20 protein-coding genes are annotated in these 26,588 nt (G+C 56.0%); 8 read left to right on the top strand and 12 right to left on the bottom strand.

All coding sequences use genetic code 11. The features are described from left to right. Positions 1-9 precede the first annotated feature (9 nt). The 6 genes from carB (at position 10) to folA (ending at position 7,257) form a co-directional block, all read left to right on the top strand. Entirely contained in the window at positions 10-3,234 is a 3,225-nt protein-coding gene (gene carB, locus B3511_RS15500) for a carbamoyl-phosphate synthase large subunit (RefSeq protein WP_040077219.1), read from the top strand. Between the two features lie 124 nt (positions 3,235-3,358). Further along, positions 3,359-3,847 (top strand): toxin-antitoxin system YwqK family antitoxin, encoded by a 489-nt coding sequence (locus tag B3511_RS15495; protein ID WP_286783733.1) that lies wholly within the window; start codon positions 3,359-3,361, stop codon positions 3,845-3,847. An 88-nt stretch (positions 3,848-3,935) separates the two neighbouring features. Then, positions 3,936-4,169 carry a YgdI/YgdR family lipoprotein gene (locus B3511_RS15490; RefSeq protein ID WP_046885013.1) on the top strand — a complete coding sequence of 78 codons (234 nt, stop codon included), beginning with the start codon at positions 3,936-3,938 and terminating at the stop codon, positions 4,167-4,169. A 105-nt stretch (positions 4,170-4,274) separates the two neighbouring features. Then, positions 4,275-4,805 carry a glutathione-regulated potassium-efflux system oxidoreductase KefF gene (kefF, locus tag B3511_RS15485; RefSeq protein ID WP_286783732.1) on the top strand — a complete coding sequence of 177 codons (531 nt, stop codon included), beginning with the start codon at positions 4,275-4,277 and terminating at the stop codon, positions 4,803-4,805. Then, a complete protein-coding gene (kefC, locus tag B3511_RS15480) occupies positions 4,798-6,663 on the top strand; it encodes a glutathione-regulated potassium-efflux system protein KefC (protein WP_212477251.1) in 1,866 nt (621 codons plus the stop codon). The genes kefF and kefC overlap by 8 nt, the downstream gene beginning before the upstream one ends. Before the next feature lie 114 nt (positions 6,664-6,777). Then, positions 6,778-7,257, top strand: a complete 480-nt coding sequence (folA, locus tag B3511_RS15475) for a type 3 dihydrofolate reductase (RefSeq protein ID WP_212477250.1) — start codon at positions 6,778-6,780, stop codon at positions 7,255-7,257. Between the two features lie 42 nt (positions 7,258-7,299). Here the strand turns inward: folA and apaH are convergent, their stop codons facing one another. The 6 genes from apaH to lptD are packed head-to-tail and all read right to left on the bottom strand — an operon-like array spanning position 7,300 to position 14,026. Then, positions 7,300-8,148 carry a bis(5'-nucleosyl)-tetraphosphatase (symmetrical) ApaH gene (gene apaH, locus B3511_RS15470; protein ID WP_046885010.1) on the bottom strand — a complete coding sequence of 283 codons (849 nt, stop codon included), beginning with the start codon at positions 8,146-8,148 and terminating at the stop codon, positions 7,300-7,302. 3 nt (positions 8,149-8,151) lie between these two features. Continuing rightward, positions 8,152-8,529: a Co2+/Mg2+ efflux protein ApaG gene (gene apaG, locus B3511_RS15465; RefSeq protein WP_040077213.1), complete on the bottom strand. Its 378-nt coding sequence runs from the start codon at positions 8,527-8,529 to the stop codon at positions 8,152-8,154. A gap of 3 nt (positions 8,530-8,532) precedes the next feature. Next, the gene (rsmA, locus tag B3511_RS15460; protein ID WP_212477248.1) at positions 8,533-9,354 is read right to left on the bottom strand and encodes a 16S rRNA (adenine(1518)-N(6)/adenine(1519)-N(6))-dimethyltransferase RsmA; all 822 of its coding nucleotides are present in this window, start codon (positions 9,352-9,354) and stop codon (positions 8,533-8,535) included. Further along, complete coding sequence (pdxA, locus tag B3511_RS15455; RefSeq protein WP_286783731.1) at positions 9,351-10,337, bottom strand: 4-hydroxythreonine-4-phosphate dehydrogenase PdxA; 987 nt, start codon at positions 10,335-10,337, stop codon at positions 9,351-9,353. The genes rsmA and pdxA overlap by 4 nt, the downstream gene beginning before the upstream one ends. Next, positions 10,337-11,623, bottom strand: a complete 1,287-nt coding sequence (gene surA, locus B3511_RS15450) for a peptidylprolyl isomerase SurA (protein WP_040077208.1) — start codon at positions 11,621-11,623, stop codon at positions 10,337-10,339. The genes pdxA and surA overlap by 1 nt, the downstream gene beginning before the upstream one ends. A gap of 54 nt (positions 11,624-11,677) precedes the next feature. Next, positions 11,678-14,026 (bottom strand): LPS assembly protein LptD, encoded by a 2,349-nt coding sequence (gene lptD / locus B3511_RS15445; protein WP_286783730.1) that lies wholly within the window; start codon positions 14,024-14,026, stop codon positions 11,678-11,680. Positions 14,027-14,266: 240 nt separating this feature from the next. Between lptD and djlA the strand changes: the two genes are divergently transcribed. Beyond that, the gene (gene djlA / locus B3511_RS15440) at positions 14,267-15,085 is read left to right on the top strand and encodes a co-chaperone DjlA (RefSeq protein ID WP_286783729.1); all 819 of its coding nucleotides are present in this window, start codon (positions 14,267-14,269) and stop codon (positions 15,083-15,085) included. 28 nt (positions 15,086-15,113) lie between these two features. Here djlA and rluA read toward each other — a convergent pair whose 3' ends face one another. From rluA to araB, 6 genes are all read right to left on the bottom strand, one after another. Then, positions 15,114-15,773 carry a bifunctional tRNA pseudouridine(32) synthase/23S rRNA pseudouridine(746) synthase RluA gene (gene rluA, locus B3511_RS15435; protein WP_040077204.1) on the bottom strand — a complete coding sequence of 220 codons (660 nt, stop codon included), beginning with the start codon at positions 15,771-15,773 and terminating at the stop codon, positions 15,114-15,116. 12 nt (positions 15,774-15,785) lie between these two features. Then, complete coding sequence (rapA, locus tag B3511_RS15430; protein WP_040077203.1) at positions 15,786-18,692, bottom strand: RNA polymerase-associated protein RapA; 2,907 nt, start codon at positions 18,690-18,692, stop codon at positions 15,786-15,788. Positions 18,693-18,822: 130 nt separating this feature from the next. Further along, positions 18,823-21,180: a DNA polymerase II gene (gene polB, locus B3511_RS15425; RefSeq protein WP_286783728.1), complete on the bottom strand. Its 2,358-nt coding sequence runs from the start codon at positions 21,178-21,180 to the stop codon at positions 18,823-18,825. 130 nt (positions 21,181-21,310) lie between these two features. Then, positions 21,311-22,006, bottom strand: a complete 696-nt coding sequence (araD, locus tag B3511_RS15420) for an L-ribulose-5-phosphate 4-epimerase (RefSeq protein WP_286783727.1) — start codon at positions 22,004-22,006, stop codon at positions 21,311-21,313. Between the two features lie 53 nt (positions 22,007-22,059). Then, positions 22,060-23,562, bottom strand: a complete 1,503-nt coding sequence (gene araA, locus B3511_RS15415; protein ID WP_046885003.1) for an L-arabinose isomerase — start codon at positions 23,560-23,562, stop codon at positions 22,060-22,062. Between the two features lie 10 nt (positions 23,563-23,572). After that, entirely contained in the window at positions 23,573-25,282 is a 1,710-nt protein-coding gene (araB, locus tag B3511_RS15410; protein ID WP_212477239.1) for a ribulokinase, read from the bottom strand. 335 nt (positions 25,283-25,617) lie between these two features. On the opposite strand from araB, the gene araC reads away from it, so the two are divergent. Then, positions 25,618-26,463, top strand: a complete 846-nt coding sequence (gene araC / locus B3511_RS15405) for an arabinose operon transcriptional regulator AraC (protein WP_046885001.1) — start codon at positions 25,618-25,620, stop codon at positions 26,461-26,463. Positions 26,464-26,588: the final 125 nt, after the last annotated feature.

Below are 26,588 nucleotides of genomic sequence, written 5' to 3'. Positions count from 1 at the left end.
GAGAAGACCATGCCAAAACGTACAGACATAAAAAGCATCCTGATCCTTGGCGCTGGCCCGATTGTTATCGGTCAGGCCTGTGAATTCGACTACTCCGGTGCGCAGGCGTGTAAAGCCCTGCGTGAAGAGGGTTACCGCGTTATCCTGGTGAACTCCAACCCGGCCACCATCATGACCGACCCGGAAATGGCCGATGCGACTTACATCGAGCCGATTCACTGGGAAGTCGTACGCAAAATTATTGAGAAAGAGCGCCCGGACGCGGTTCTGCCAACCATGGGCGGGCAGACCGCGCTGAACTGTGCGCTGGAGCTGGAGCGTCAGGGCGTACTGGAAGAGTTCGGCGTAACCATGATTGGCGCCACCGCCGATGCGATTGATAAAGCGGAAGATCGCCGTCGCTTCGACGTTGCCATGAAGAAAATCGGCCTCGATACTGCGCGTTCCGGTATTGCGCACAATATGGAAGAGGCGCTGGCCGTCGCGGCTGATGTGGGTTATCCGTGCATTATCCGTCCTTCCTTTACCATGGGCGGCACCGGCGGCGGTATCGCTTACAACCGGGAAGAGTTTGAAGAGATTTGTGCGCGTGGCCTGGATCTCTCTCCAACCAACGAACTGCTGATTGACGAATCGTTGATTGGCTGGAAAGAGTACGAGATGGAGGTGGTGCGTGATAAAAACGACAACTGCATCATCGTCTGCTCTATCGAAAACTTCGATGCGATGGGCATCCACACCGGTGACTCCATCACCGTGGCCCCGGCCCAGACCCTGACCGACAAAGAGTACCAAATCATGCGTAACGCCTCGATGGCGGTACTGCGTGAGATTGGCGTAGAAACCGGCGGCTCTAACGTCCAGTTCTCGGTCAACCCGAAAAACGGTCGTCTGATTGTTATTGAAATGAACCCGCGTGTTTCCCGTTCCTCTGCGCTGGCCTCTAAGGCCACCGGCTTCCCGATTGCGAAAGTGGCGGCGAAACTGGCGGTAGGTTACACCCTCGACGAGCTGATGAACGACATCACCGGCGGCCGCACGCCAGCGTCTTTCGAACCGTCTATCGACTACGTTGTGACCAAAATTCCACGCTTCAACTTCGAGAAATTTGCCGGCGCGAACGACCGTCTGACTACCCAGATGAAATCTGTCGGTGAAGTGATGGCGATTGGCCGCACCCAGCAGGAATCCCTGCAGAAAGCGCTGCGTGGCCTCGAAGTGGGCGCCACCGGCTTTGACCCGAAAGTGAGCCTGGATGATCCGGAAGCGCTGACCAAAATTCGCCGCGAGCTGAAAGACGCGGGCGCTGAGCGTATCTGGTACATCGCCGATGCCTTCCGTGCTGGCCTCTCGGTTGACGGCGTGTTCAACCTGACCAACATTGACCGCTGGTTCCTGGTGCAGATTGAAGAGCTGGTGCGTCTGGAAGAGAAAGTGGCAGAGCTGGGCATCAACGGCCTGGACGCTGACTTCCTGCGCGTCCTGAAGCGTAAAGGCTTCGCCGATGCGCGTCTGGCTAAGCTGGCTGGCGTGCGCGAAGCGGAAATCCGCAAGCTGCGCGACCAGTATGACCTGCACCCGGTCTACAAGCGCGTGGATACCTGCGCGGCGGAGTTCTCCACCGACACCGCCTACATGTACTCCACCTATGAAGACGAGTGCGAAGCGAATCCGTCCGTCGACCGCGACAAAATCATGGTACTGGGCGGCGGTCCTAACCGTATCGGCCAGGGCATTGAGTTTGACTACTGCTGCGTCCACGCCTCGCTGGCGCTGCGCGAAGACGGTTACGAGACCATCATGGTCAACTGTAACCCGGAAACCGTCTCGACCGACTACGACACCTCTGACCGCCTCTACTTCGAGCCGGTTACCCTGGAAGACGTGCTGGAAATCGTGCGCATCGAGAAGCCGAAGGGCGTCATCGTGCAGTACGGCGGCCAGACCCCGCTGAAGCTGGCGCGCGCGCTGGAAGCAGCAGGCGTACCGGTTATCGGCACCAGCCCGGATGCGATTGACCGCGCCGAAGACCGCGAACGTTTCCAGCAGGCGGTTGACCGTCTGAAGTTGAAGCAGCCGGCGAACGCCACCGTGACCGCGATTGAAATGGCGGTGGAGAAGGCGAAAGAGATTGGTTACCCGCTGGTGGTGCGTCCATCCTACGTACTGGGCGGCCGCGCGATGGAGATCGTCTACGACGAAGCCGACCTGCGCCGTTACTTCCAGACGGCGGTGAGCGTCTCTAACGATGCGCCGGTTCTGCTCGACCGCTTCCTGGATGACGCGGTAGAGGTCGATGTGGATGCGATCTGCGATGGCGAAATGGTGCTAATTGGCGGCATCATGGAGCACATCGAGCAGGCGGGCGTGCACTCCGGTGACTCCGCCTGTTCTCTGCCAGCCTACACCCTGAGTCAGGAAATTCAGGACGTGATGCGTCAGCAGGTGCAGAAGCTGGCCTTTGAGCTGCAGGTTCGCGGCCTGATGAACGTCCAGTTCGCGGTGAAAGACAACGAAGTTTACCTGATTGAGGTGAACCCGCGTGCGGCACGTACAGTACCGTTCGTCTCTAAAGCCACCGGTGTACCGCTGGCGAAAGTAGCGGCGCGCGTGATGGCCGGACAGACGCTGGCGCAGCAGGGCGTGACTAAAGAAATCATCCCGCCGTACTACTCGGTGAAAGAAGTGGTGCTGCCGTTCAACAAATTCCCGGGCGTTGACCCGCTGTTAGGGCCTGAAATGCGCTCTACCGGGGAAGTGATGGGCGTGGGCCGCACCTTCGCGGAAGCGTTCGCCAAAGCACAGCTGGGCAGCAACTCCACCATGAAGAAACAGGGGCGTGCGTTGCTCTCCGTACGCGAAGGCGACAAAGAGCGTGTGGTCGACCTGGCCGCTAAGCTGCTGAAGTACGGCTTCGAGCTGGATGCAACTCACGGTACGGCGATTGTACTGGGTGAAGCGGGCATCAACCCTCGTCTGGTGAACAAGGTGCATGAAGGCCGTCCGCACATTCAGGACCGTATCAAGAATGGCGAATACACCTACATCATCAACACCACGGCGGGCCGTCAGGCGATTGAAGACTCCAAGCTGATTCGCCGCAGTGCGCTGCAGTATAAAGTGCATTATGACACCACGCTGAATGGCGGTTTCGCCACCGCGATGGCGCTGAATGCAGACGCTACAGAGAAGGTGATTTCAGTGCAGGAAATGCACGCGCAAATCGCGAAGTAAGCATCAGAATGCTCTTAAAACCCGCTTCGGCGGGTTTTTTATTGCCTTTACGACCAATATTGGCGGTTGCGCTTACAGAGTAGTGGCCGCATGGTTAGCGCACTCATCTTAAAAGGAGTTTCTTGTGAATCGTACAATTGCGTTGATCTCGCTGGTGGCGTTGCTCTCTGGATGCGCGGATTTCGCCTCCTCTGTTACCAATACCATCGATAGCATGGGTATGACGCCCGACTATGCCAAAGGGTTGAAAGAGGATCTGGAGGGGCAGAAAAAGCTCACGACACCTGAGGTGAAGGTGGCGGACAACGTGCCGGAAGGCAAGCTGGTAGAGAAGTACGACAATGGCAGCAAGAAGTTTGAAACCATGGTCAAAAACCGCTGTTTTGATGAGTACATCGATGTCTACTATCCCAATGGCGTGTTAAGAAGCCATACGCCGCTGGTCAATTGCAAAGCCAACGGGGTTTCTCAGGGCTACACCCAGGACGGCAAACTGCATTCGACCATCACCTTTAAAGAGAGTGAGGCTAACGGAGAGGCGAAGACCTATGATGCCAACGGCAAAGTGGTGAAGACGGTGATCTATAAAGAGGGTCTGCCGGTAAAAAGCTAAGAGTGTTCTGTATTTACCCCTGAAGGCGGAATATTCCACTATAGTATTACGCTAGACGACACGTCTTGACTGACCCAGGGAGAATACAATGAACAACAAACTGCTGATGACCTCCATTTTTGCTGCCGCTGCTCTGTTTACCGTTGCCGGCTGCTCTTCTAACCAGTCAGTAAAAACGACTGACGGTAAAACTATTGTCACCGACGGCAAACCGCAGGTGGATGATGATACGGGTCTGGTTTCTTACAAAAATGCTGAAACCGGGCAGACAGAGCAGATTAACCGCGATCAGGTAAAATCAATGGGCGAACTGGATAACTAGTTCAGATTTACCCATTTAGCTCGTCAATATTATTCACTATTAGCCTGTTAGATTACTGACTACACTCTTTCCTTAAAAGAGAGCAGTAAATCAACAGGCTAATACATGATCTTAATTATTTATGCTCACCCTTATCCGCAGCACTCGCATGCGAATAAGCGGATGCTGGAGCAGGTAAGGAATCTCGACGGCGTAGAAGTACGCTCGCTCTATCAACTCTATCCCGATTTCAATATCGATATCGCCGCCGAACAGGAAGCGCTATCTCGTGCCGATCTCATCGTCTGGCAACATCCTATGCAGTGGTACAGCACGCCACCTCTGTTAAAACTTTGGATCGATAAAGTCTTCTTGCACGGCTGGGCGTATGGTCATAACGGTCAAGCGCTGCGGGGCAAAAGTCTGCTCTGGGCGGTGACCACCGGCGGGGGGGAGAGCCACTTCGATATCGGCGACTTCCCGGGCTTTGATGTGCTGGCGCAGCCACTTCAGGCGACCGCGCTCTATTGTGGATTACATTGGCTCCCGCCTTTCGCGATGCACTGCACCTTCGTTTGCGACGATGAAACGCTGCAAGCGCAGGCGCGTCACTATAAACAACGTTTACTCGACTGGCAGGAGAAGCACCATGGATAGCCATACGCTGATTCAGGCGCTGATCTATTTAGGCGCGGCGGCACTGATCGTGCCGGTTGCTGTACGGCTGGGGCTGGGATCGGTTCTCGGTTATCTCATCGCTGGCTGTGTCATTGGCCCCTGGGGATTGCGCTTAGTAACAGATGCCGAGTCGATCCTGCATTTTGCGGAAATCGGCGTAGTGCTGATGCTGTTTGTTATCGGTCTGGAGCTGGATCCGCGTCGTTTATGGACGCTACGGGCATCGGTATTTGGCGGCGGGGCGCTACAGATGATTGCCTGCGGCCTGCTGCTGGGTGGGTTCTGTATGCTGCTGGGTATGGAGTGGAAAGTGGCGGAGTTGATCGGCATGACGCTGGCGCTCTCCTCTACCGCCATTGCCATGCAGGCGATGAACGAACGTAATCTGACTGTTTCGCAAATGGGGCGCAGCACGTTCTCGGTGCTGCTGTTCCAGGATATTGCCGCCATTCCTTTGGTGGCAATGATCCCCCTCCTGGCAGCCTCTGGTGCCTCGACAACGCTGGGGGCGTTTGCGCTCTCGGCACTGAAAGTTGCGGGCGCACTGGCGCTGGTGATCCTGCTGGGACGCTATGTTACCCGGCCGCTGCTGCGCTTTGTCGCGCGCTCTGGCCTGCGTGAAGTCTTCAGCGCCGTGGCATTGTTCCTGGTCTTTGGCTTCGGTTTGCTGCTGGAAGAGGCCGGATTATCGATGGCGATGGGGGCATTCCTGGCCGGGGTACTGCTGGCCAGCTCGGAATATCGTCATGCGCTGGAAAGTGATATTGAGCCATTTAAAGGCTTGTTGCTTGGGCTGTTCTTTATTGGCGTTGGGATGTCGGTCGACTTTGGTACGCTGGTGACGCATCCGCTGCGGATCCTGGTGCTACTGGTCGGTTTCCTGGTCATCAAGATGGCGGTGTTATGGCTTGTTGCCCGTCCGCTGAACGTGCCTAATCAACAGCGTCGCTGGTTTGCCGTATTGCTGGGGCAGGGGAGTGAATTTGCCTTCGTGGTTTTTGGCGCGGCGCAGATGGCGAACGTACTGGATCCTGAATGGGCAAAAGCCTTAACCCTGGCGGTGGCGCTCTCGATGGCGGTTACGCCACTCTTGCTGGTGCTCTTAACTCGCCTGGAAAATGCGGGCAGCGGCCACGAGCGTGAGGCTGATGAGATTGATGAAGAACAACCTCGCGTGATTATCGCCGGGTTTGGCCGCTTTGGTCAGATTACTGGCCGCTTACTGCTGTCGAGTGGCGTAAAGATGGTCATACTTGATCACGATCCGGACCATATCGAAACGCTGCGTAAATTTGATATGAAGGTATTCTATGGCGATGCCACGCGGGTCGATCTGCTTGAATCGGCGGGTGCCAGTAAGGCCGAAGTGCTGATCAACGCCATCGACGATCCTGAAACCAGCCTGCAGCTGGCGAAGCTGGCTCAGGAACATTTCCCACACCTGAAGATCATCTCTCGTGCGCGCGATGTGGACCATTACATCCAGCTACGGCAGGCCGGTGTTGAAGCTCCCGAGCGTGAAACCTTCGAAGGGGCGCTGAAATCAGGGCGTCTGGCGCTGGAAAAGCTGGGGCTGGGTGCCTACGAGGCGCGAGAGCGTGCCGATCTGTTCCGCCGCTTTAACATTGAGATGGTGGAAGAGATGGCCGCAATGACCGAAAGTGACGCGTCGTCGCGTGCCGCGGTCGTCAAACGTACCAGCGCGATGCTGACTGAAATCATCAGCGAAGATCGTAATCATCTTTCACTGATTCAGCGTCATGGATGGCAAGGGACCGAAGAGGGTAAGCATACGGGCAACCCTGCGGATGAGCCAGAGAGTAAACCTATGACCTGAAGAGGCCTCGACAGCAATATTTAAATATTTCCGCTTCTTTACTCTGCCGCCCGTCGACGAAAGATTAAGCTTTACGTATAGTGGCGGCAATTTTTATATCCGGGAAATTTTTCAATGATCAGTCTGATTGCAGCGCTGGCGGTAGATCGCGTTATCGGTATGGAAAACGCCATGCCATGGAACCTGCCTGCCGATCTCGCATGGTTTAAACGTACCACGCTGAACAAGCCAGTAGTGATGGGCCGCCTGACCTGGGAGTCAATTGGTCGCCCTTTACCTGGCCGTAAGAACATTGTCATCAGTAGCCAGCCAGGGACCGATGATCGCGTTGAGTGGGTTAAATCTGTCGATGAAGCTATCGTCGCCTGTGGCGACGCGGAAGAAATTATGGTGATTGGCGGCGGCCGTGTTTACGAGCAGTTCCTGCCAAAAGCCCAGAAACTCTACCTGACCCATATCGATGCGGAAGTGGAAGGCGATACCCATTTCCCGGATTACGATCCGGATGAATGGGAGTCGGTCTTCAGTGAGTTTCACGATGCGGACGCACAAAACTCGCACAGCTACTGCTTTGAGATCCTTGAGCGTCGCTAACTGCGTTACGCACCTCTTTTTGACGAGAGGTGCGTACTTTTCTTAAGAGGCTACCGCCTCGTCGTCGCCTAAATCCGGCTGACGATTCGATGGTTGAATAAACCAGGCTTTATCTTCCCAGCGCAGGCAGGTGAGGTCACCTCCCCAGCAACAGCCGGTATCCAGAGCATAAATGCCCTCTGGCGTGCCTTTCCCCTCCAGTGATGCCCAGTGACCAAAGGCCACGCTATAGCTTTCCGTCACCGGCCCGGGGATAGCAAACCAGGGCTTGAGCGGCGCAGGCGCACTTTCGGGAACATCCTTGCAGTACATATCCAGCTGACCGTTCGGGAAGCAGTAACGCATGCGGGTAAAGGCGTTGGAGATAAATCGCAGGCGTGCCAGACCGCTCAGCTCAAGGCTCCAGTTATTCGGCATGTCGCCGTACATGGCATCGAGGAAGAAGGGGTAAGAGTCGCTGGTCAGCACCGCTTCTACATCACGCGCGCACTCTTTAGCGGTTTGCAGATCCCACTGCGGCGTAATCCCCGCGTGGGCCATCACCAGCTTCTTCTCTTCATCGATTTGCAGCAGCGGCTGACGGCGTAACCAGTTGATGAGTTCATCGGCATCCGGCGCATCCAGCAGCGGAGTGATACGATCTTTTGGCTTGTTACGGCTGATGCCGGCATAGACCGCCAGCAGATGGAGATCGTGGTTGCCCAGCACGACGCGAACGCTATCGCCGAGTGATTTAACGTAGCGTAACACTTCCAGCGAGCCTGGGCCGCGCGCGACCAGATCGCCCGTCAGCCACAGCGTGTCTTTGCCCGGTGTAAACTCCACCTGCTTTAACAACGCGATCAGTTCATCGTAGCAACCGTGAACGTCGCCAATAAGGTATGTAGACATGTTTTAGTGAATGAGTGTTGGGACAGCCAGACGGAAAACAGGAATGGCAATACGGAAGGTATTGCCGTCGGCATCGACCATTTCGTAATGGCCCTGCATGGTGCCCAGCGGCGTTTCGATGACCGCACCGCTGGTGTATTGATACTCTTCGCCAGGGGCGATATGCGGTTGTTCACCAACGACGCCTTCCCCCTGGACTTCGATTTCACGGCCGTTGCCATTGGTGATCAGCCAGTAGCGCCCAAGCAGTTGCACAGGCGTTCGCCCCAGGTTACGGATGGTGACGGTATAGGCAAAGACATAACGCTCTTCATCCGGCGTGGATTGCGATTCGATATAGAGACTTTGCACCTGAACACATACGCGGGGCGAATCAATCATGGCTTAGCTCTCCTTCGGCGGCGTATTATCGCTGATGTAATTAGCCAGCTTGCAGTACTGCTCGACAGAAATATTTTCCGCACGCATTGCCGGATCGATGCCCAGCTCAGATAACACCTCAACGGTAAACGAGTTACTCAGGCTGTTGCGGATCGTTTTCCGGCGCTGATTAAAGGCTTCCGTCGTAATGCGGCTCAGTACGCGCAGATCTTTTACTGGATAAGGCATCGTGGTATGAGGAACCAGACGCACCACCGCAGAGTCTACCTTTGGCGGTGGCGTAAAGGCCGTCGGCGGCACTTCAAGTACCGGGATGACGTTGCAATAATATTGCGCCATTACACTCAGTCGACCATACGCTTTACTGTTCGGCCCTGCAACCAGTCGATTCACCACCTCTTTCTGCAACATAAAGTGCATGTCGGCGATGGCATCAGTATAGCTAAACAGGTGGAACATCAGCGGCGTCGAGATGTTGTACGGCAGGTTACCAAATACGCGCAGCGGCTGGCCCATCTTCTCTGACAATTCGCCAAAGTTCATGGTCATCGCATCCTGCTGATAGATAGTCAGCTTCGGCCCGAGGAAGGGGTGCGTTTGCAGGCGCGCCGCCAGATCGCGGTCCAGCTCGATAACCGTCAGCGCGTCAAGACGCTCACCGACCGGTTCAGTCAACGCAGCAAGACCTGGGCCGATCTCGACCATCGCCTGGCCTTTCTGTGGATTGATAGCCGAAACAATACTTTCGATCACAAACTGATCGTTGAGGAAGTTTTGCCCGAAACGTTTACGGGCTAAGTGGCCCTGATGGACGCGATTATTCATTGAGTATTAACAATCATTTTGATGGCGAGATTAAGCGCCGTAATAAAACTGCCGACATCTGCCTGGCCCAGGCCTGCTAAATCAAGTGCAGTACCGTGGTCAACGGACGTTCGAATAAAGGGTAAACCGAGGGTGATGTTCACGCCGCGGCCAAATCCCTGGTATTTTAGCACGGGAAGGCCCTGATCGTGGTACATCGCCAGCACGGCATCGGCATTCTCAAGATATTTGGGCTGGAAAAGGGTATCGGCAGGCAGTGGCCCGCTGAGATTCATCCCTTTCGCACGCATCTCGTTGAGGACCGGGATAATGATGTCGATCTCTTCTGTACCCATGTGCCCGCCTTCCCCGGCATGGGGATTCAGGCCGCAGACCAGTACGTGCGGTTGCTCAATACCGAATTTAGTCTGCAAATCATGATGCAGAATCCCGATAATTTCCCGCAAAAGTGCCGGGGTAATGGCATCAGAAATCGCCTTAATGGGCAGGTGGGTGGTGACCAGCGCCACGCGCATCTCTTCAGTGGCCAACATCATCACCACTTTCGGGCTATGCGAGCGCTCTTCAAAGAATTCGGTATGCCCTGTAAAAGCAATACCTGCGTCGTTGATCACCCCCTTGTGCACCGGACCGGTAATCAGCGCCGCAAATTCGCCGTTCAGACAGCCATCGCAGGCACGCGCCAGGGTCTCTACCACGTAGTGACCATTTTCGGTGCTGAGCTGACCGGGAATCACGGGTGCGCGCAGCGGGACATTGAGCAGGGTTACGGTCCCCGCTTGCTGGGGAACCGGCTGCAGGGCGGCATCATAGGGGAGGAGAGATAAAGGCAGACCGAGCAGTGCCGCCCGGTCTTGTAACAGTGTGGCGTCAGCACAGATGACCAGCTCTACCGGCCAACTGCATTGCGCGAGCTGGACAACGAGGTCCGGACCAATCCCGGCGGGTTCGCCGGGAGTGATGACAACACGGTGGTGTTTCATTAGTTGCTCAATACTTTCACGTAAGCGCTGGCGCGTTGCTCCTGCATCCAGGTCGCCGCTTCTTCCGAGAATTTACGATTGAACAGCATGCGATACGCGCGATCTTTCTGCGCCGCATCGGTCTTATCCACGCTGCGGGTATCCATCAGTTCGATCAGGTGCCAGCCAAAGGTGGAGTGAACCGGCGCGCTCATCTGGCCCTTGTTCAGCTTCATCAGCGCATCACGGAAGGCCGGATCGTAGATATCGGCTGCCGCCCAGCCCAGATCGCCGCCCTGGTTAGCAGAGCCTGGATCCTGAGAGAACTCTTTTGCCGCATTGGCGAAAGAGGTTTTTCCGCTACGAATATCTGCCGCAATCTGCTCCAGCTTCACGCGTGCCTGATCGTCGTTCATGATCGGTGATGGCTTCAGCAAGATATGACGGGCATGCACTTCCGTGACAGAGATGCTCTGGCTCTGGCCGCGCAGGTCGTTCACTTTCAGGATGTGGAAGCCAACGCCCGAGCGGATCGGACCAATGACGTCACCTTTCTTCGCGGTGCTCAAAGCCTGAGCGAAGATAGACGGCAGCTCCTGGATACGGCCCCAACCCATCTGGCCGCCTTTCAGCGCCTGCTGGTCGGCAGAGTAAGTGATTGCCAGTTTGCCAAAATCACCGCCGTTTTTCGCCTGATCGACGATGGAACGCGCCTGGTTTTCCGCATCAGCAACCTGATCGGAGGACGGATTTTCCGGCAGTGGGATCAAGATGTGGCTCAGGTTCAGCTCTGTACTGGCATCGTTCTGGTTACCCACCTGTTTCGCCAACTGATCCACTTCCTGAGGCAGGATGGTGACACGACGACGGACTTCGTTGTTACGCACCTCAGAAATCAGCATCTCTTTGCGAATCTGATTACGATAGGTTGAGTAGCTAATACCGTCATAGGCCAGACGACTGCGCATCTGATCTGCAGACATGTTGTTCTGTTTAGCGATGTTCGCGATCGCCTGATCGAGCTGTTCGTCAGAGATCTTCACACCCATTTTTTGACCCATCTGCAGAACGATCTGATCCATGATCAGACGTTCAAGGATCTGATGACGCAGCGTGGCATCATCCGGAAGTTGCTGACCTGCCTGACCCGCGTTGAGCTTCACAGACTGCATTAAACCATCAACGTCGCTCTCAAGTACTACACCGTTGTTCACAACGGCTGCGACTTTATCGACAACCTGTGGGGCCGCGAAGCTGGTATTCGCAACCATGGCGATACCGAGCAGCAGCGTTTTCCAGTTCTTCATACTTTTTCCATTTCAATTAACCGCAAATGCGGATTACGTTGTCATTCAAGTACATCACAGAGAATTTTGGTACGGCAGAATGTTAGAACGCAGCATCTGCTGAGTACCCAGGCCGTAATTCGAACTCAGGCCACGCAGTTCGATGTTAAAGCCGATAACTTTATCGTATTCGCTCTGCTGGCGAGTTGTATCCCAACCGTTCAGCTTACGTTCGTAGCCGACAGTGATAGCGTAGCAGCAGGAGTTATACTGCAGCCCCACCATCTGATCGGCCGGCTTGCTGGTGTTGGTGTCAAAGTAGTACGCACCCACGATGGACCAGCGATCGGCGATCGGCCAGCTTGCTGTGCCACCCACCTGCGAAATGCCCTCTTTGTACTGCTGCGCCGTAGCGAAGCTCGGCAATGTCGCCTGGATGTATTCCGGGCTGGCATAACGGTAGCTCAACTGCACCAGACGGTCTTCATCACGACGATACTCGATGGAGCCGCTGCCGGTGGAGACGTTGTTCAGACGGGTATCGTACTGTACGCCGCCGCGCAGGCCCCAACGATCGGTCATGCGCCAGTAAGTGTCTCCGGCCCAGACCAGGGAGCCCGTTTTGTTGTCTTCTTCCCAGTTGATATCGTCATCACCGGTACGAGACTCGGTGAAATAGTAGATTTGACCAACAGAAACGTTAAAACGTTCAACCTGAGCATCATCAAAGATGCGGGTTGTTACCCCGGTCGTCAGCTGGTTAGCAGAAGCAATGCGGTCCAGACCGCCGTAGGTACGGTCACGGAACAGGCCGCTGTAGTCAGACTGCAGGAAGGACGAGTCGTAGTTCTGGATGTTGCTCTGATCGCGATAAGGGACGTAAAGATACTGAATGCGCGGCTCAAGCGTCTGGGTGTAGCCGTTCGCCAGGTTCATGTCGCGTTCAAGAATCAGCTTACCGTCCATCTTAAATTGCGGAAGGGTACGGTTAACAGAATCTTTCAGATCGGTGCCATAACGATTGTTATACCAATCCAGGTTCTCCTGCTGATAGTGGGTTGCCATCAGCTTGGCTTCGGTATCCAGGCTTGCCCAGTTATTCGACCACGGCAGGTTGATAGTCGGTTCAATGTGCACACGCGTGGATTCCGGCATATCGTCATTGGTGTTAACGAAGTGCACCGCCTGCGCATAAACGCGGGTATCGAACGGACCGACATCATTTTGATACCAGTTAACATCAAGCTGTGGCTCGGCAGCATAGGTGCTGCGAGTCTGGTTGCTGAAGACCTGGAACTGCTTGGTAGAGACCGTCGCGTTGAAGTTTTGTACCGCATAGCCGGCGCTGAAAATCTGCGTCGCGTAGCCATCGGTACTGGAACCGTATTTGGAATCGAAATCGTTAAAGTAGTTCGAGTCGCTGACCTTGGTGTAGTTGACGTTAAAACGCCACACCTGATCCATTACCCCGGAGTGTTGCCAGTAGTACAACCAGCGATGGCGATCGCCTTCGGTGGGATGCTCATCTTCATAGACTTTATCTGAAGGCAGATAATCCAGCTCCATAATACCCGCGCCCGCCTGCGACAGATAGCGGAACTCATTCTCCCACATGATATTGCCGCGCTTATGGATATAGTGCGGCGTAATCGTGGCATCCATGTTTGGCGCGATGTTCCAGTAGTACGGCAGGTAAAACTCGAAGTAGTTACTGGTGCTGTATTTCGCATTCGGGATCAGGAAACCTGAACGGCGCTTATCGCCAACCGGCAGCTGCAGGTAAGGGCTGTAGAAGATAGGCACCGGGCCGAGCTTAAAGCGGGCGTTCCAGATCTCTGCAACTTGCTCTTCGCGGTCATGGATCACTTCGCTTCCCACGACGCTCCAGGTATTAGAGCCGGGCAGACAGGAGGTGAAGGTGCCGTTTTCCAGAATGGTATAGCGGTTTTCACCGCGCTGTTTCATCAGATCGGCGTTACCGCGACCCTGACGACCCACCATCTGGTAATCGCCTTCCCAGACGTTGGTATCTTTGGTATTAAGATTTGCCCAACCTTTCGGACCTTTCAGAATGACCTGATTATCGTCATAGTGCACATTACCCAGCGCATCAACAGTTCGCACCGGTTCGGCGGCACCGTCAGGCTGCTTTTGATGAAGCTGAACCTCATCGGCCTGCAGACGGCTATTACCCTGTGCAATATCGACATTGCCGTGGAAAACGGCATTGTCAGGGTAATTACCTTTTGCGTTATCCGCAGTGATGGTGACCGGTAAGTCGTTCGTATCACCCTGAACCAACGGGCGATTATAGCTGGGAACACCCAGCATACATTGCGAGGCGAGATCGGCTGCCAGTCCCTGTTGAGTATAGAGGGCAGTGCCAATCATTGTGGCCAGAAGGGTGGGGATACGTTTTTTCATACGTTTTATTTGTTGTTCCGTCATCAGTGGCTATACGCTGGCAAACGGTCAGAGACTATCTTACTCATCATCGCAGTGCCAGCGTTAATCCTGCCCGTTTGCGAGCCGTGGTGATAGGCTCGCTATTGAATGACGAGTATGATAATGCAAATTATAGGCGATGTCCTTCAATTGACCGTGGCGAGACCACAGGAATGATGGCATTGCACAGGATCAGATCCATCACCATTTGGGGAGTATATGCAGTATTGGGGAAAAATTATCGGCGTGGCGTTCGCATTAATGATGGGCGCAGGCTTCTGGGGCATCATTCTGGGGCTGATTATCGGCCATATGTTTGATAAAGCTCGCAGTCGTAAGATGGCCTGGTTCGCCAATCAGCAACAGCGTCAGGCCCTCTTTTTTGCGACGACCTTCGAAGTGATGGGGCATCTGACTAAATCAAAAGGGCGCGTGACAGAGGCGGACATTCACGTCGCCAGCCAGTTTATGGACCGAATGAACCTGCACGGGGATTCGCGTGCGGCGGCGCAACATGCATTTCGCGTAGGTAAGGCGGATAACTATCCCCTGCGTGAAAAGATGCGTCAGTTCCGCAGCGTCTGTTTCGGTCGTTTTGATTTGATTCGTATGTTCCTTGAGATCCAGATTCAGGCAGCCTTTGCCGATGGTTCGCTTCATCCGAACGAACGCGACGTGCTGTATGTCATTGCGGAAGAGCTCGGTATCTCACGAATGCAGTTTGACCAGTTCCTGCGCATGATGCAGGGCGGAGCGCAGTTCGGTGGCGGTTACCAACAGCAGCAATCTTCTGGCGGCGGCTGGCAGCAGGCGCAACGTGGCCCGACGCTGGAAGATGCCTGTAACGTGCTAGGTGTGAAGCCAACGGACGATGGCCCAACCATTAAGCGCGCCTATCGTCGACTGATGAGCGAACATCATCCGGATAAGCTGGTGGCGAAAGGGTTACCGCCAGAAATGATGGAGATGGCGAAGCAGAAAGCGCAGGAGATTCAGAAAGCGTATGAGCTCATAAAAGATCAGAAAGGCTTTAAATAAGATACGCCCGGTATAGCCGGGCGTTATTTTAGAAGTCGACCGGGGCTTTAAAGGTCATCGCATTCCCGAAAGCGGGATGGGTGATGGTCAGCATCCGGGCATGCAGCTGCAGGCGAGGCGCCAGCGCGCGCGCCTCCGGTGGCGCATAGAAGCGATCCCCAAGAATCGGATGCCCCAATGCCAGCATATGCACGCGCAGCTGGTGTGAACGGCCGGTAATCGGTTTTAGCAGGACCCGCGCCGTATTATCCGGCGCGTACTCCAGCACTTCATACTCAGTCTGCGCCGGTTTGCCTGTCTCATAGCAGACCATCTGCTTCGGACGGTTAGGCCAGTCGCAAATCAGGGGCAGATCCACCAGCCCTTCGGCTTTCTCCGGGTGCCCCCAGACGCGGGCAACATACTCTTTTTTGGGCTCACGCTCGCGGAACTGGCGTTTAAGCTCCCGCTCCGCCGCTTTGGTCAGCGCCACCACAATCACGCCGCTGGTGGCCATATCCAGACGATGAACCGACTCTGCCAGCGGATAATCGCGCTGAATGCGCGTCATCACGCTGTCTTTGTGTTCATCCAGACGGCCCGGTACGGATAACAGACCGCTCGGCTTGTTGACCACCATGATATGTTCATCCTGATACAGGATAACCAGCCAGGGATCCTGCGGCGGATTGTAGGGCTCCATTTGCATGCTGCGCTCCGGTTACTGATGCGTCACGACGATCAGGCGCAGCGCATCCAGACGCCAGCCAGCCTGCTGCAAGCTTTCCAGCACCTGCTGACGGTTGCTCTCAATCGCCGCCAGCTCATCATCACGGATGTTCGGGTTCACTGCACGCAAGGCTTCGAGGCGAGAGAGCTCGGCAGAGAGTTTTTCATCCGCTTCGCTGCGCGCCGCGTCAATCAATGCCTGAGCCGCTTTCTCAATCTGCGTTTCACCCAGTTGCAGGATGGCATGAACGTCCTGTTGTACCGCATTCACCAGTTTGCTGCCGGTATGGCGGTTTACCGCGCTGAGCTGACGGTTAAAGCTTTCGAACTCGACCTGCGCGGCAAGATTGGTGCCGTTTTTATCCAGCAGCAGGCGTACCGGCGTCGCGGGCAGGAAGCGGTTAAGCTGCAGCTGTTTTGGCGCCTGGGCCTCAACCACGTAGATAAGTTCTACCAGCAGGGTACCCACCGGCAGGGCCTTGTTTTTCAGCAGCGAGATGGTACTGCTGCCGGTATCGCCGGAGAGAATGAGATCCAGACCGTTGCGGATCAGCGGATGTTCCCAGGTGATAAACTGCGCATCCTCGCGTGAGAGGGCCACATCACGTTCAAAGGTGATGGTGCACCCGTCTTCCGGCAGGCCCGGGAAATCCGGCACCAGCATATGATCGGAAGGCGTCAGCACAATCAGGTTTTCGCCACGATCGTCCTGGTTAATGCCCACGATATCGAACAGATTCATAGAGAAGCTGATCAGACTGGTATCGTCATCCTGCTCTTCAATGCTTTCGGCCAGGCGCTGTGCTTTTTCGCCGCCATTGGAGTGGATCTCCAGCAGGCGATCGCGGCCCTGTTCCAGCTGCGCTTTAAGCGCATCATGTTTTTCACGGCAAGATTTGATCAGCTCGTCAAAGCCTTCGGTCTCTTCCGGCGCGGCCAGGTAACCAATCAGATCGCCATGCACCTGATCGTAAATAGTGCGACCGGTCGGGCAGGTATGTTCAAACGCGTCCAGACCCTCGTGGAACCAGCGCACCAGCACGCTCTGAGCCGTTTTTTCCAGGTAAGGCACATGGATCTGAATATCGTGCGCCTGCCCAATACGGTCCAGACGGCCAATACGCTGCTCCAGCAGGTCCGGGTTAAACGGCAGGTCAAACATCACCAGGTTGCTGGCGAACTGGAAGTTACGCCCTTCAGAACCGATCTCGGAACAGAGCAGTACCTGAGCGCCGCTATCCTCTTCGCCAAACCAGGCGGCAGCGCGGTCGCGCTCGATAATGGACATCCCTTCGTGGAACACGGCGGCGCGGATACCTTCGCGCTCGCGCAGCACCTGCTCCAGCTGCAGCGCAGTGGCGGCTTTGGCGCAAATCACCAGCACCTTCTGGGAGCGATGCGCGGTCAGGTAGCCCATCAGCCACTCAACGCGCGGGTCGAAGTTCCACCAGGTACCGGTATCCCCTTCGAATTCCTGATAGATCTGCTCGGGATAGAGCATGTCACGGGCGCGATCTTCAGCGCTTTTACGCGCGCCCATAATGCCGGAGACCTTAATGGCCGTCTGATACTGGGTCGGCAGCGGCAGCTTAATGGTGTGCAGCTCGCGTTTCGGGAAGCCTTTCACACCATGGCGAGTATTACGGAACAGCACGCGGCTGGTGCCGTGGCGGTCCATTAGCATAGAGACCAGCTCCTGGCGGGCAGCTTCTGCACCGTCATGCCCGCTGTTGGCCGTCTGCAGCAGCGGCTCGATATCCTGCTCGCCAATCAGATCGCTCAGAGTATTAAGCTCATCATTAGAAAGATGTTTGCCTGCCAGCAGCAGCGCTACTGCATCGGCAACCGGACGATAATTTTTTTGCTCTTCGACGAACTGCTCGAAATCGTGGAAACGGCTCGGATCGAGCAGGCGCAGGCGGGCAAAGTGGCTTTCCAGCCCCAGCTGTTCTGGCGTAGCGGTCAACAGCAATACGCCCGGCACGCGCTCGGCCAGCTGTTCGATAGCCATATATTCGCGGCTTGGCGCATCGACGCTCCAGACCAGATGGTGCGCTTCATCCACCACCATCAGATCCCATTCCGCGTCGCAGAGGTGTTCGAGGCGCTGTTTGCTCCGGCGGACGAAGTCCAGCGAGCAGATCACCAGCTGTTCGGTTTCGAAGGGGTTATCTGCATCGTGCTGGGCTTCGGCGTAACGCTCGTCGTCAAACAGCGCAAAACGCAGATTGAAGCGACGCAGCATCTCCACCAACCACTGGTGTTGCAGGGTTTCCGGGACGATAATCAGCACGCGCTCGGCGGCGCCGGAGAGCAGCTGTTGATGCAGGATCATGCCCGCTTCGATGGTTTTACCCAGGCCAACCTCATCTGCCAGCAGTACGCGCGGTGCGTGGCGACGGCCTACGTCATGGGCAATGTTGAGCTGATGCGGAATCAGGCTGGTGCGCTGGCCACGCAGGCCGCTCCAGGGCATGCGGTACTGTTCGCTCTGGAATTTACGCGCGCGATAACGCAGGGCGAAACGGTCCATACGGTCAATCTGACCGGCGAACAGACGATCCTGAGGTTTGCTGAAGACCAGTTTGCTATCAAGCAGCACCTCGCGCAGCATCACATCGCTCTCGTCCGTGTCGAGGCGCGTGCCAATATAGGCAAGCAGTCCATTCTCTTCTTTTACGTCTTCAATCTTTAGCTGCCAGCCTTCATGGCTGGTCACGGTGTCGCCCGGGTTGAACATGACGCGGGTAACAGGGGAGTCATTGCGAGCGTACAGACGGTTTTCACCGGTAGCGGGGAAGAGGAGAGTCACCATTCGCGCATCCAGCGCCACAACCGTTCCTAATCCAAGTTCGCTTTCTGTATCGCTGATCCAGCGTTGACCAAGTGTAAAAGGCATATATGTTCGGCTCTACTCTTTAAATTGCAGGCAATAGTTCAACCACCGTCGAAGATCGACAGTCATTAAAATATGGGTCCGGGAATGGAAAGGGCGCTATGGTACTGGATGGCAGCGATTTCGTCACCTGTCAAAATAGCCCCATCTGCCCAGTCATCAGTGTAGCAAAATCGTCGTCCAGGAAGGGTAAAATTCCGTCCGCCACGGGCTGAAGTTGTTTTGTGAGGTAGTGATCATAGTCAAGCGGCGAGCGCTGATAGTCCACCGGCTCAGGCCCGCTGGTGGTCCAGACGTATTTGATTGTGCCGCGGTTCTGATACTGCTGCGCGCGCCCCAGACGGACATTCTCTTCATCGGCAAGCCTTGCAGCACGCACGTGCGGCGGCACATTGCGCTGGTATTCCGCCAGCGGCCGACGCAGCCGCTTACGGTAGACCAGCTGTGTATCCAGTTCGCCCGCCATCAGGCTGGCAATGGTCTCCCGGACATAGTCCTGGTAGGGCTCATTGCGGAAGATTTTCAGGTAAAGCTCTTGCTGGAAACGCTGGGCCAGCGGCGTCCAGTCGGTACGCACCGTCTCCAGCCCTTTAAACACCATGCGCTGGTCATCGCCCTGCTGAATCAGCCCTGCGTAGCGTTTTTTGCTGCCCTGGTCGGTACCCCGAATAGTGGGCATTAAGAAACGACAGAAATGGGTTTCATACTCCAGCTCCAGCGCGCTGGTTAACCGCTCTTTTTGCAAATGGTTTTGCCACCAGTCATTGACGTAGGCGACCAGCCGTTTGCCAATGGCCATGGCCTGGTCTTCGCTCTGCTGGCCTTTTAGCCAGACAAAGGTCGAGTCCGTATCGCCGTAAATCACCTCATAGCCCTGGGATTCGATTAACGCCTTCGTCTGGCGCATGATCTCATGTCCACGCATGGTGATCGACGAGGCCAGTCTGGGATCGAAAAAGCGGCAGGCGCTGGTGCCGAGCACGCCATAGAAGGCGTTCATGATGATCTTCAGTGCCTGAGAGAGAGGCGAATTGCCGTGACGCTTTGCTTCGTCGCGGCCATGCCAGATCTGGCTGACGATCTCGGGCAGGCAGTGTTTCTGACGGGAAAAATGGGCCCCGAGAAAGCCTTCGGTGCTGTGAGTGTTATCTGGCTGCACCATCCCCTCTACCAGACCCACAGGATCAATCAAAAAGGTGCGGATGATAGAGGGATAAAGGCTTTTGTAATCCAACACCAGCACCGAGTCATACAGCCCTGGCCTGGAGTCCATCACGTAGCCTCCAGGGCTTGCCTGCGGCGGCACATCGCCGAGATTAGGGGCCACATAGCCCGCCCGGTGCATGCGAGGAAAATAGAGATGGCTAAAGGCCGCTACCGAGCCCCCGTGACGATCCACCGCCAGGCCGTTGACCGTGGCGCGCTCCAGTAAAAAGGGCATGATCTCTGTTTTATGGAAAATCTGGGTCACCAGCTCGCAATCTTTCAGGTTATAGGTAGCGAGCGCCGGTTTGTTTTCGGCGAAACGGCGGTCAATTTCGTCCATCCTGTCCCAGGGGTTATCGATTGCTTTTCCTTCGCCGAGCAGCTCCTGGGCCACCGCTTCGAGGGAAAATGACGAGAAATTCCAGAAGGCGGATTTCAGCGCTTCGATGCCGTCGATAATCAGGCGTCCATTGGCCTGCGCAAAGAAGACCCCATTCTTGAAGCCGTGCTCGCGCCACTCCAGCTCGCTGTTGTCGCGCCCCAGAAGCAGGGGGACGCGATAGCGTTCCGCATGCTTTTGCAAAACGCGCAGATCGAACTGCACCACATTCCAGCCGATGAGCACATCGGGATCGTGCTGGGCAAACCAGGCGTTGAGTTTTTCGAGAAGCTGGGGGCGGCTTGAAACATATTCCAGCTGGAAATCGAGGCCAGAAGCCTCGCCATTCGGCGGCCCGAGCATATAGACAACCCGCTGGCCACACCCCTCAATGCCAATGCAGTAGAGCTCACCGTGACGAGTGGTTTCGATATCCAGCGAGGCCCATTTTAGCGACGGGCGATAGTGAGGATTTGGTTTTAGCCGCGCATTGACCAGCCGGTTGCCCTGCAGGGTGCCATCGACCCAGACGGGGGCGGTGATAAAGCGCTCCATTAAAAAACGCTCAGGCGGCCGGATATCGGCCTCGTAGAGGGTAACGCCCGCCTCGCGCAGCACTTTTTCAAAGCGCATAAGCTGGCGGTGACCGCGACAGTAAAGGCCATACACCGTGCGGCGCTGGAAATCTTTTAATGCAAGCGGCGTAAGGCGCCAGCCGTTTTCGTCGCGCAGCAACGTTCGGGTCTTTTCAACATGAGGCTCGGGAATAAAGGCCACCGATTCCTGCGGCGGTAGCGTAACATGCAGCGGACCCTCGTCCGTAGCCAGCCAGAACGCCACCTCGGTACCTTGCGGCGTGTCTCGCCAGTGTCGGGTCAGTAAAAAGCCTTCTCGCGCCTGCGTCACGCCATTATCCCATCAAACAAAACCAGGCGTGATTATAGCCTGGTTGAAGGGCTTTTGCTGGGGTTTTATACAGGTGTGTTCGGCCGGAAGGCCTCGGCTTACCCCTCTCCCTATAGGGGAGAGGCGGTGCTCACTGCCCGTAATAAGCTTTTGCGCCGTGCTTACGCAGGTAGTGCTTATCCAGCAATGTTTGCTGCATATCGGGTAATTGCGGCGCCAGCTGGCGGCAGAAGATGCCCATATAAGCCACCTCTTCCAGCACGATGGCGTTATGAACCGCATCCTCGGCGTTTTTACCCCAGGCAAACGGGCCGTGGGAGTGAACTAACACCCCCGGCATCTGCGCCGCGTCGATCCCCTGTTTCTCGAAGGTTTCGACAATGACGTTACCTGTTTCCCATTCGTATTCGCCGTTAATTTCGGCATCGGTCATCAGACGGGTGCAGGGGATGGTGCCGTAAAAGTAGTCCGCATGGGTGGTTCCGGTGGCGGGAATAGACTGACCGGCCTGAGCCCAGATGGTGGCATGACGTGAGTGGGTATGCACAATGCCGCCAATCGACGGGAATGATTGATAAAGCAGGCGGTGGGTTGGCGTATCGGAAGAGGGCTTTTTGGTCCCCTCCACCACTTCGCCGGTGGCAATGTTGACCACCACCATGTCTTCAGCGGTCATGACGCTGTAATCCACCCCTGAGGGTTTGATGACAAAGACACCTTGCTCACGGTCGACAGCGCTGACGTTACCCCATGTGAGGGTAACGAGATTGTGCTTCGGCAGCGCCAGATTCGCTTCCAGCACCTGACGTTTCAGATCTTCTAACATGCATTCCTCCAGGAAAAAGAGGCCCGCCCTGCGGCAGGCCAAAGGTTCCCCTGTTAACGTTTTGAGCCGTAGTAGACTTCGTTCCAGCGCAGTGCGTCTTTAAAGGCTGGCAGGCGGGTGTCGTTATCAATGACGGCAATTTCAATGTCGTGCAGTTCAGCGAACTGACGCATGTCGCTCAGATCCAGCGCATGGCTAAAGACGGTATGGTGGGCACCGCCCGCCACGATCCAGGCTTCGGAGGCGGTCGCCAGGTCTGGCTGTGCTTTCCACAGGGCGTTGGCTACCGGCAGCTTCGGCAGGGCGTGTGGGGTTTCGACCGCATCCACGCAGTTCACCAGCAGACGGAAACGATCGCCCAGGTCGATCAGGCTGGCGTTGATGGCCGGGCCGGTACGGGTATTGAAGATCAGGCGTGCCGGATCTGCTTTACCGCCAATGCCCAGATACTGCACGTCGAGGGTCGGTTTCTCTTCCACGGCGATGGTTGGGCATACTTCCAGCATGTGTGAGCCCAGCACCAGATCGTTGCCGTTTTCGAAGTGGTAGGTGTAATCCTCCATAAAGGAGGTGCCGCCCTGCAGACCGGTTGACATCACTTTCATGATGCGAAGCAGAGCGGCAGTTTTCCAGTCGCCTTCGCCCGCAAAGCCGTAACCCTGCTGCATCAGACGTTGAACCGCCAGGCCTGGTAACTGTTTCAGGCCGTGAAGATCTTCGAAGGTGGTGGTAAAGGCATGGAAGCCGCCTTGTTCAAGGAAGCGTTTCATCCCCAGTTCGATTCGCGCGGCATCCAGCACGTTCTGACGTTTGTCGCCGTTAATCTGCGCGGCGGCCGTCAGGCGGTAGCTGCTCTCATACTCGTCCACCAGCGCGCTAACGTCGCCGTCGGCAACTTCATTCACCACCTGTACCAGGTCGCCCACGGCCCAGGTGTTCACGGAGAAACCAAATTTAATCTGCGCAGCCACTTTGTCGCCGTCGGTAACGGCCACTTCGCGCATGTTGTCGCCGAAGCGCACTACTTTCAGCTGACGGGTATCTTGTTTAGAGACCGCCTGACGCATCCAGGCGCCAATGCGTTTGTGTGCCTGAGCATCCTGCCAGTGGCCCGTGACCACGGCATGCTGCTGACGCATACGCGCGCCAATGAAGCCGAACTCGCGGCCGCCGTGAGCGGTCTGGTTCAGGTTCATAAAGTCCATGTCGATGCTGTCCCACGGCAGGGCCGCGTTGAACTGGGTATGGAACTGAAGCAGCGGCTTATTGAGAATGGACAGGCCGTTGATCCACATTTTTGCCGGGGAGAAGGTGTGCAGCCACACCACCATGCCTGCGCATTTATCGTCGTAGTTTGCGTCGCGGCAGATATGGGTGATCTCGTCCGGGGAGGTGCCCAGCGGTTTCAACACCAGTTTGCACGGCAGTTTGGCCTCGGCATTCAGGGCATTGACCACATGTTCAGCGTGTTGCGTCACCTGGCGCAGGGCTTCCGGCCCGTAGAGGTGTTGGCTACCAATCACAAACCACACTTCATAATTATTAAAAATCGTCATTATCGTGTCCTTAATGTGTCAGGGTTGCCGTGGATTCCGGGCTGTTTTTTGCCGGTGCGGCGACAGGGAGATAGTGAAGCTCAGCGCTTTTCGCCCACTGCTGGTAGCGCTGATAAAGTTGTTCAAAGCGTTGCGCCTGGGCGGTACGCGGCTGAAGGGTGTTTTCCACGGCGCTGGCCATATGCTGCTGCGCAGCAGGAATATCGGCATGGACCCCAGCGGCCACGGCGGCAAAGATGGCGGCACCGAGCGCGCAGCACTGATCGGAGGCGACAATCTGCAGCGGGCGATTCAGCACGTCGCAGCAGGCCTGCATGATCACCGGATTCTTACGGGCAATACCGCCCAGCGCCATCACGTTGTTGACGGCAATTCCTTGCTCCGTGAAACACTCCATAATGGCGCGTGCGCCAAAGGCGGTAGCGGCAATCAGACCGCCAAACAGCGCCGGCGCATCTGTCGCCAGGTTAAGATCGGTAATCACCCCTTTCAGGCGCTGGTTAGCGAAGGGGGTACGGCGGCCGTTAAACCAGTCGAGCACCACCGGCAGATGCTCCAGGGAGGGATTTTTCGCCCAGGCATCGGTGAGCTGCACCAGCAGCTGTTTTTTACTCTCGGCAATCTGCGTTTTCAGTTCCGGATGGGTCGCTGCCAGTTGATCAAGCGGCCAGCCCAGCACGCGGCCAAACCAGGCATAGATATCGCCAAACGCCGACTGACCTGCTTCCAGGCCGATAAAATCGGGGACGACGCTGCCATCAACCTGGCCGCAAATACCTTTTACCGCACGCTCGCCGACGCTGGCTTTATCGGCGGTCAGGATGTCGCAGGTCGAAGTGCCGATGACTTTCACCAGGGTGTTTGGCTGCGCACCTGCGCCCACGGCACCCATATGGCAGTCAAACGCGCCGCCGGCGATCGCTACGGTTTCTGGCAGACCAAGACGTTCAGCCCACTCGGCGCAGAGGTTGCCTACTGGCACGTCTGCGGTCCAGGTATCGGTAAACAGCGGGTAGTCGAGATGCTGATTGATGATGGGATCGAGCTCGTCAAAGAAGGTCGCGGGTGGCAGACCGCCCCAGCTTTCGTGCCACAAGGATTTGTGCCCGGCGCTACAGCGGCCGCGGCGAATATCCTGCGGGCGGGTGGTGCCAGACAGCAGGGCCGGAACCCAGTCGCATAACTCGATCCACGACACTGCTGTCTGGGCAACGCGGGGATCCTGGCGGGTCACGTGCAGGATTTTGGCCCAGAACCACTCGCTGGAATAAATACCGCCGATATAACGTGAGTAATCGCTCTTACCCGGCTGATGGCACAAACGGGTGATGGCCTCGGCTTCTTCAACTGCGGTATGGTCTTTCCAGAGCACGAACATAGCATTCGGGTTATCGGCAAATTCAGGGCGCAGCGCCAGAACGTGGCCGTCGGCATCAATGGGGGCGGGGGTCGAGCCGGTGCTGTCCACGCCAATGCCCACAATCTGGCTACGCTGGTCCGCACTCAGCCCGGCGAGTACGGTTTTGATCGCCGCTTCCATCGACTCGATGTAGTCACGGGGGTGATGACGAAACTGGTTGTTCGGCGCATCGCAATAACGCCCCTCTTGCCAGCGCGGATACCACTCCACGCTTGTCGCTATCTCCTGACCGGTTGTGCACTCCACTGCCAGGGCGCGTACCGAGTCACTGCCAAAATCGAGGCCAATTGCAATTGCCATGGTGCTGCTCCATCAAAATACAGGTATGGAAGAACATTAGAGAGTGGGGGGAAAAATCGTCAGGCAGGATTCGCTAATCTTATGGATAATTTTGCTATGCCTGTGGAAAGTGTGACGCTGTGCAAATATTCAATGTGGACATTTCTGCCGTAGTTATAGACACTTTTGTTACTGATTATCGGCCTCTGATACGGCGAAAATGTGACGCAGTACGCTAAAGCGCCGTACCTTAACGAGAAGTCATCCCGTTCACGGCTTTCAGACGCCTTTTTTCAGGTCGGCTCTGTAGATATGGACAATTGGTTTCCTTACCCTATGCCAGGAGTATTGAATTTATGGCTGAAACGCAAAACGATCCCTTACTGCCAGGCTATTCGTTCAACGCGCATTTGGTGGCGGGGCTGACCCCTATTGAGGCAGAGGGATATCTCGATTTTTATATCGATCGCCCGCTGGGTATGAAGGGCTATATCCTGAACCTGACGGTGCGTGGCGAAGGCGTGATTAAAAATCAGGATCAGACCTTTGTCTGCCGTCCGGGCGACATCCTCCTCTTTCCTCCCGGGGAGGTTCACCACTATGGTCGTCATCCGGATGCCAGCGAGTGGTATCACCAGTGGGTCTACTTCCGTCCGCGCGCTTACTGGCAAGAGTGGCTGAGCTGGCCATCCATGTTTGCCCACACCGGTTTCTATCGCCCGGACGAGGTGCATCAACCGCTGTTTCGTGAACTGTTTGCGCAGATCATCGAGGCAGGGCAGGCGGGGGGGCGCTATGCCGAACTGCTGGCAATTAACCTGCTGGAGCAACTGCTGCTCAGACGTATGGAAGCCATCAATGAATCCCTTAACCCGCCGCTGGATCACCGGGTGCGCGATGCCTGCCAGTACATTAGCGATCATCTGGCGGACAGCCAGTTTGATATTGCCAGCGTAGCCCAGCATGTCTGCCTGTCGCCGTCACGCCTCTCGCATCTGTTCCGCCAGCAGTTGGGGGTGAGCGTGTTGAGCTGGCGCGAAGATCAGCGTATCAGCCAGGCCAAGCTGTTGCTCAGTACCACCCGCATGCCGATCGCCAGCGTCGGGCGCAATGTCGGGTTTGAGGATCAGCTCTATTTTTCTCGCGTCTTTAAGAAATGCACCGGCGCCAGCCCCAGCGAATTCCGGGCAGGTTGTGAATAAAGCGTAAAAAAAGATAAACGACATGGCGTAAGTCTGTTCACACCCGGTAAACTATTCAGACAATTGATGTCTTGACGCAGCAGGCGGCTCTTCGCAGAATCCCTGCTTCGTTATCTGACCGGAAA

Source organism: Leclercia sp. UBA1284, from assembly GCF_002308415.1.
In the GTDB taxonomy this organism is placed as follows: Bacteria; Pseudomonadota; Gammaproteobacteria; order Enterobacterales; family Enterobacteriaceae; genus Enterobacter; species Enterobacter pneumoniae.
Note: the sequence above shows the minus strand (reverse complement) of the source record. Positions and strands in the feature narration are given on the sequence as shown.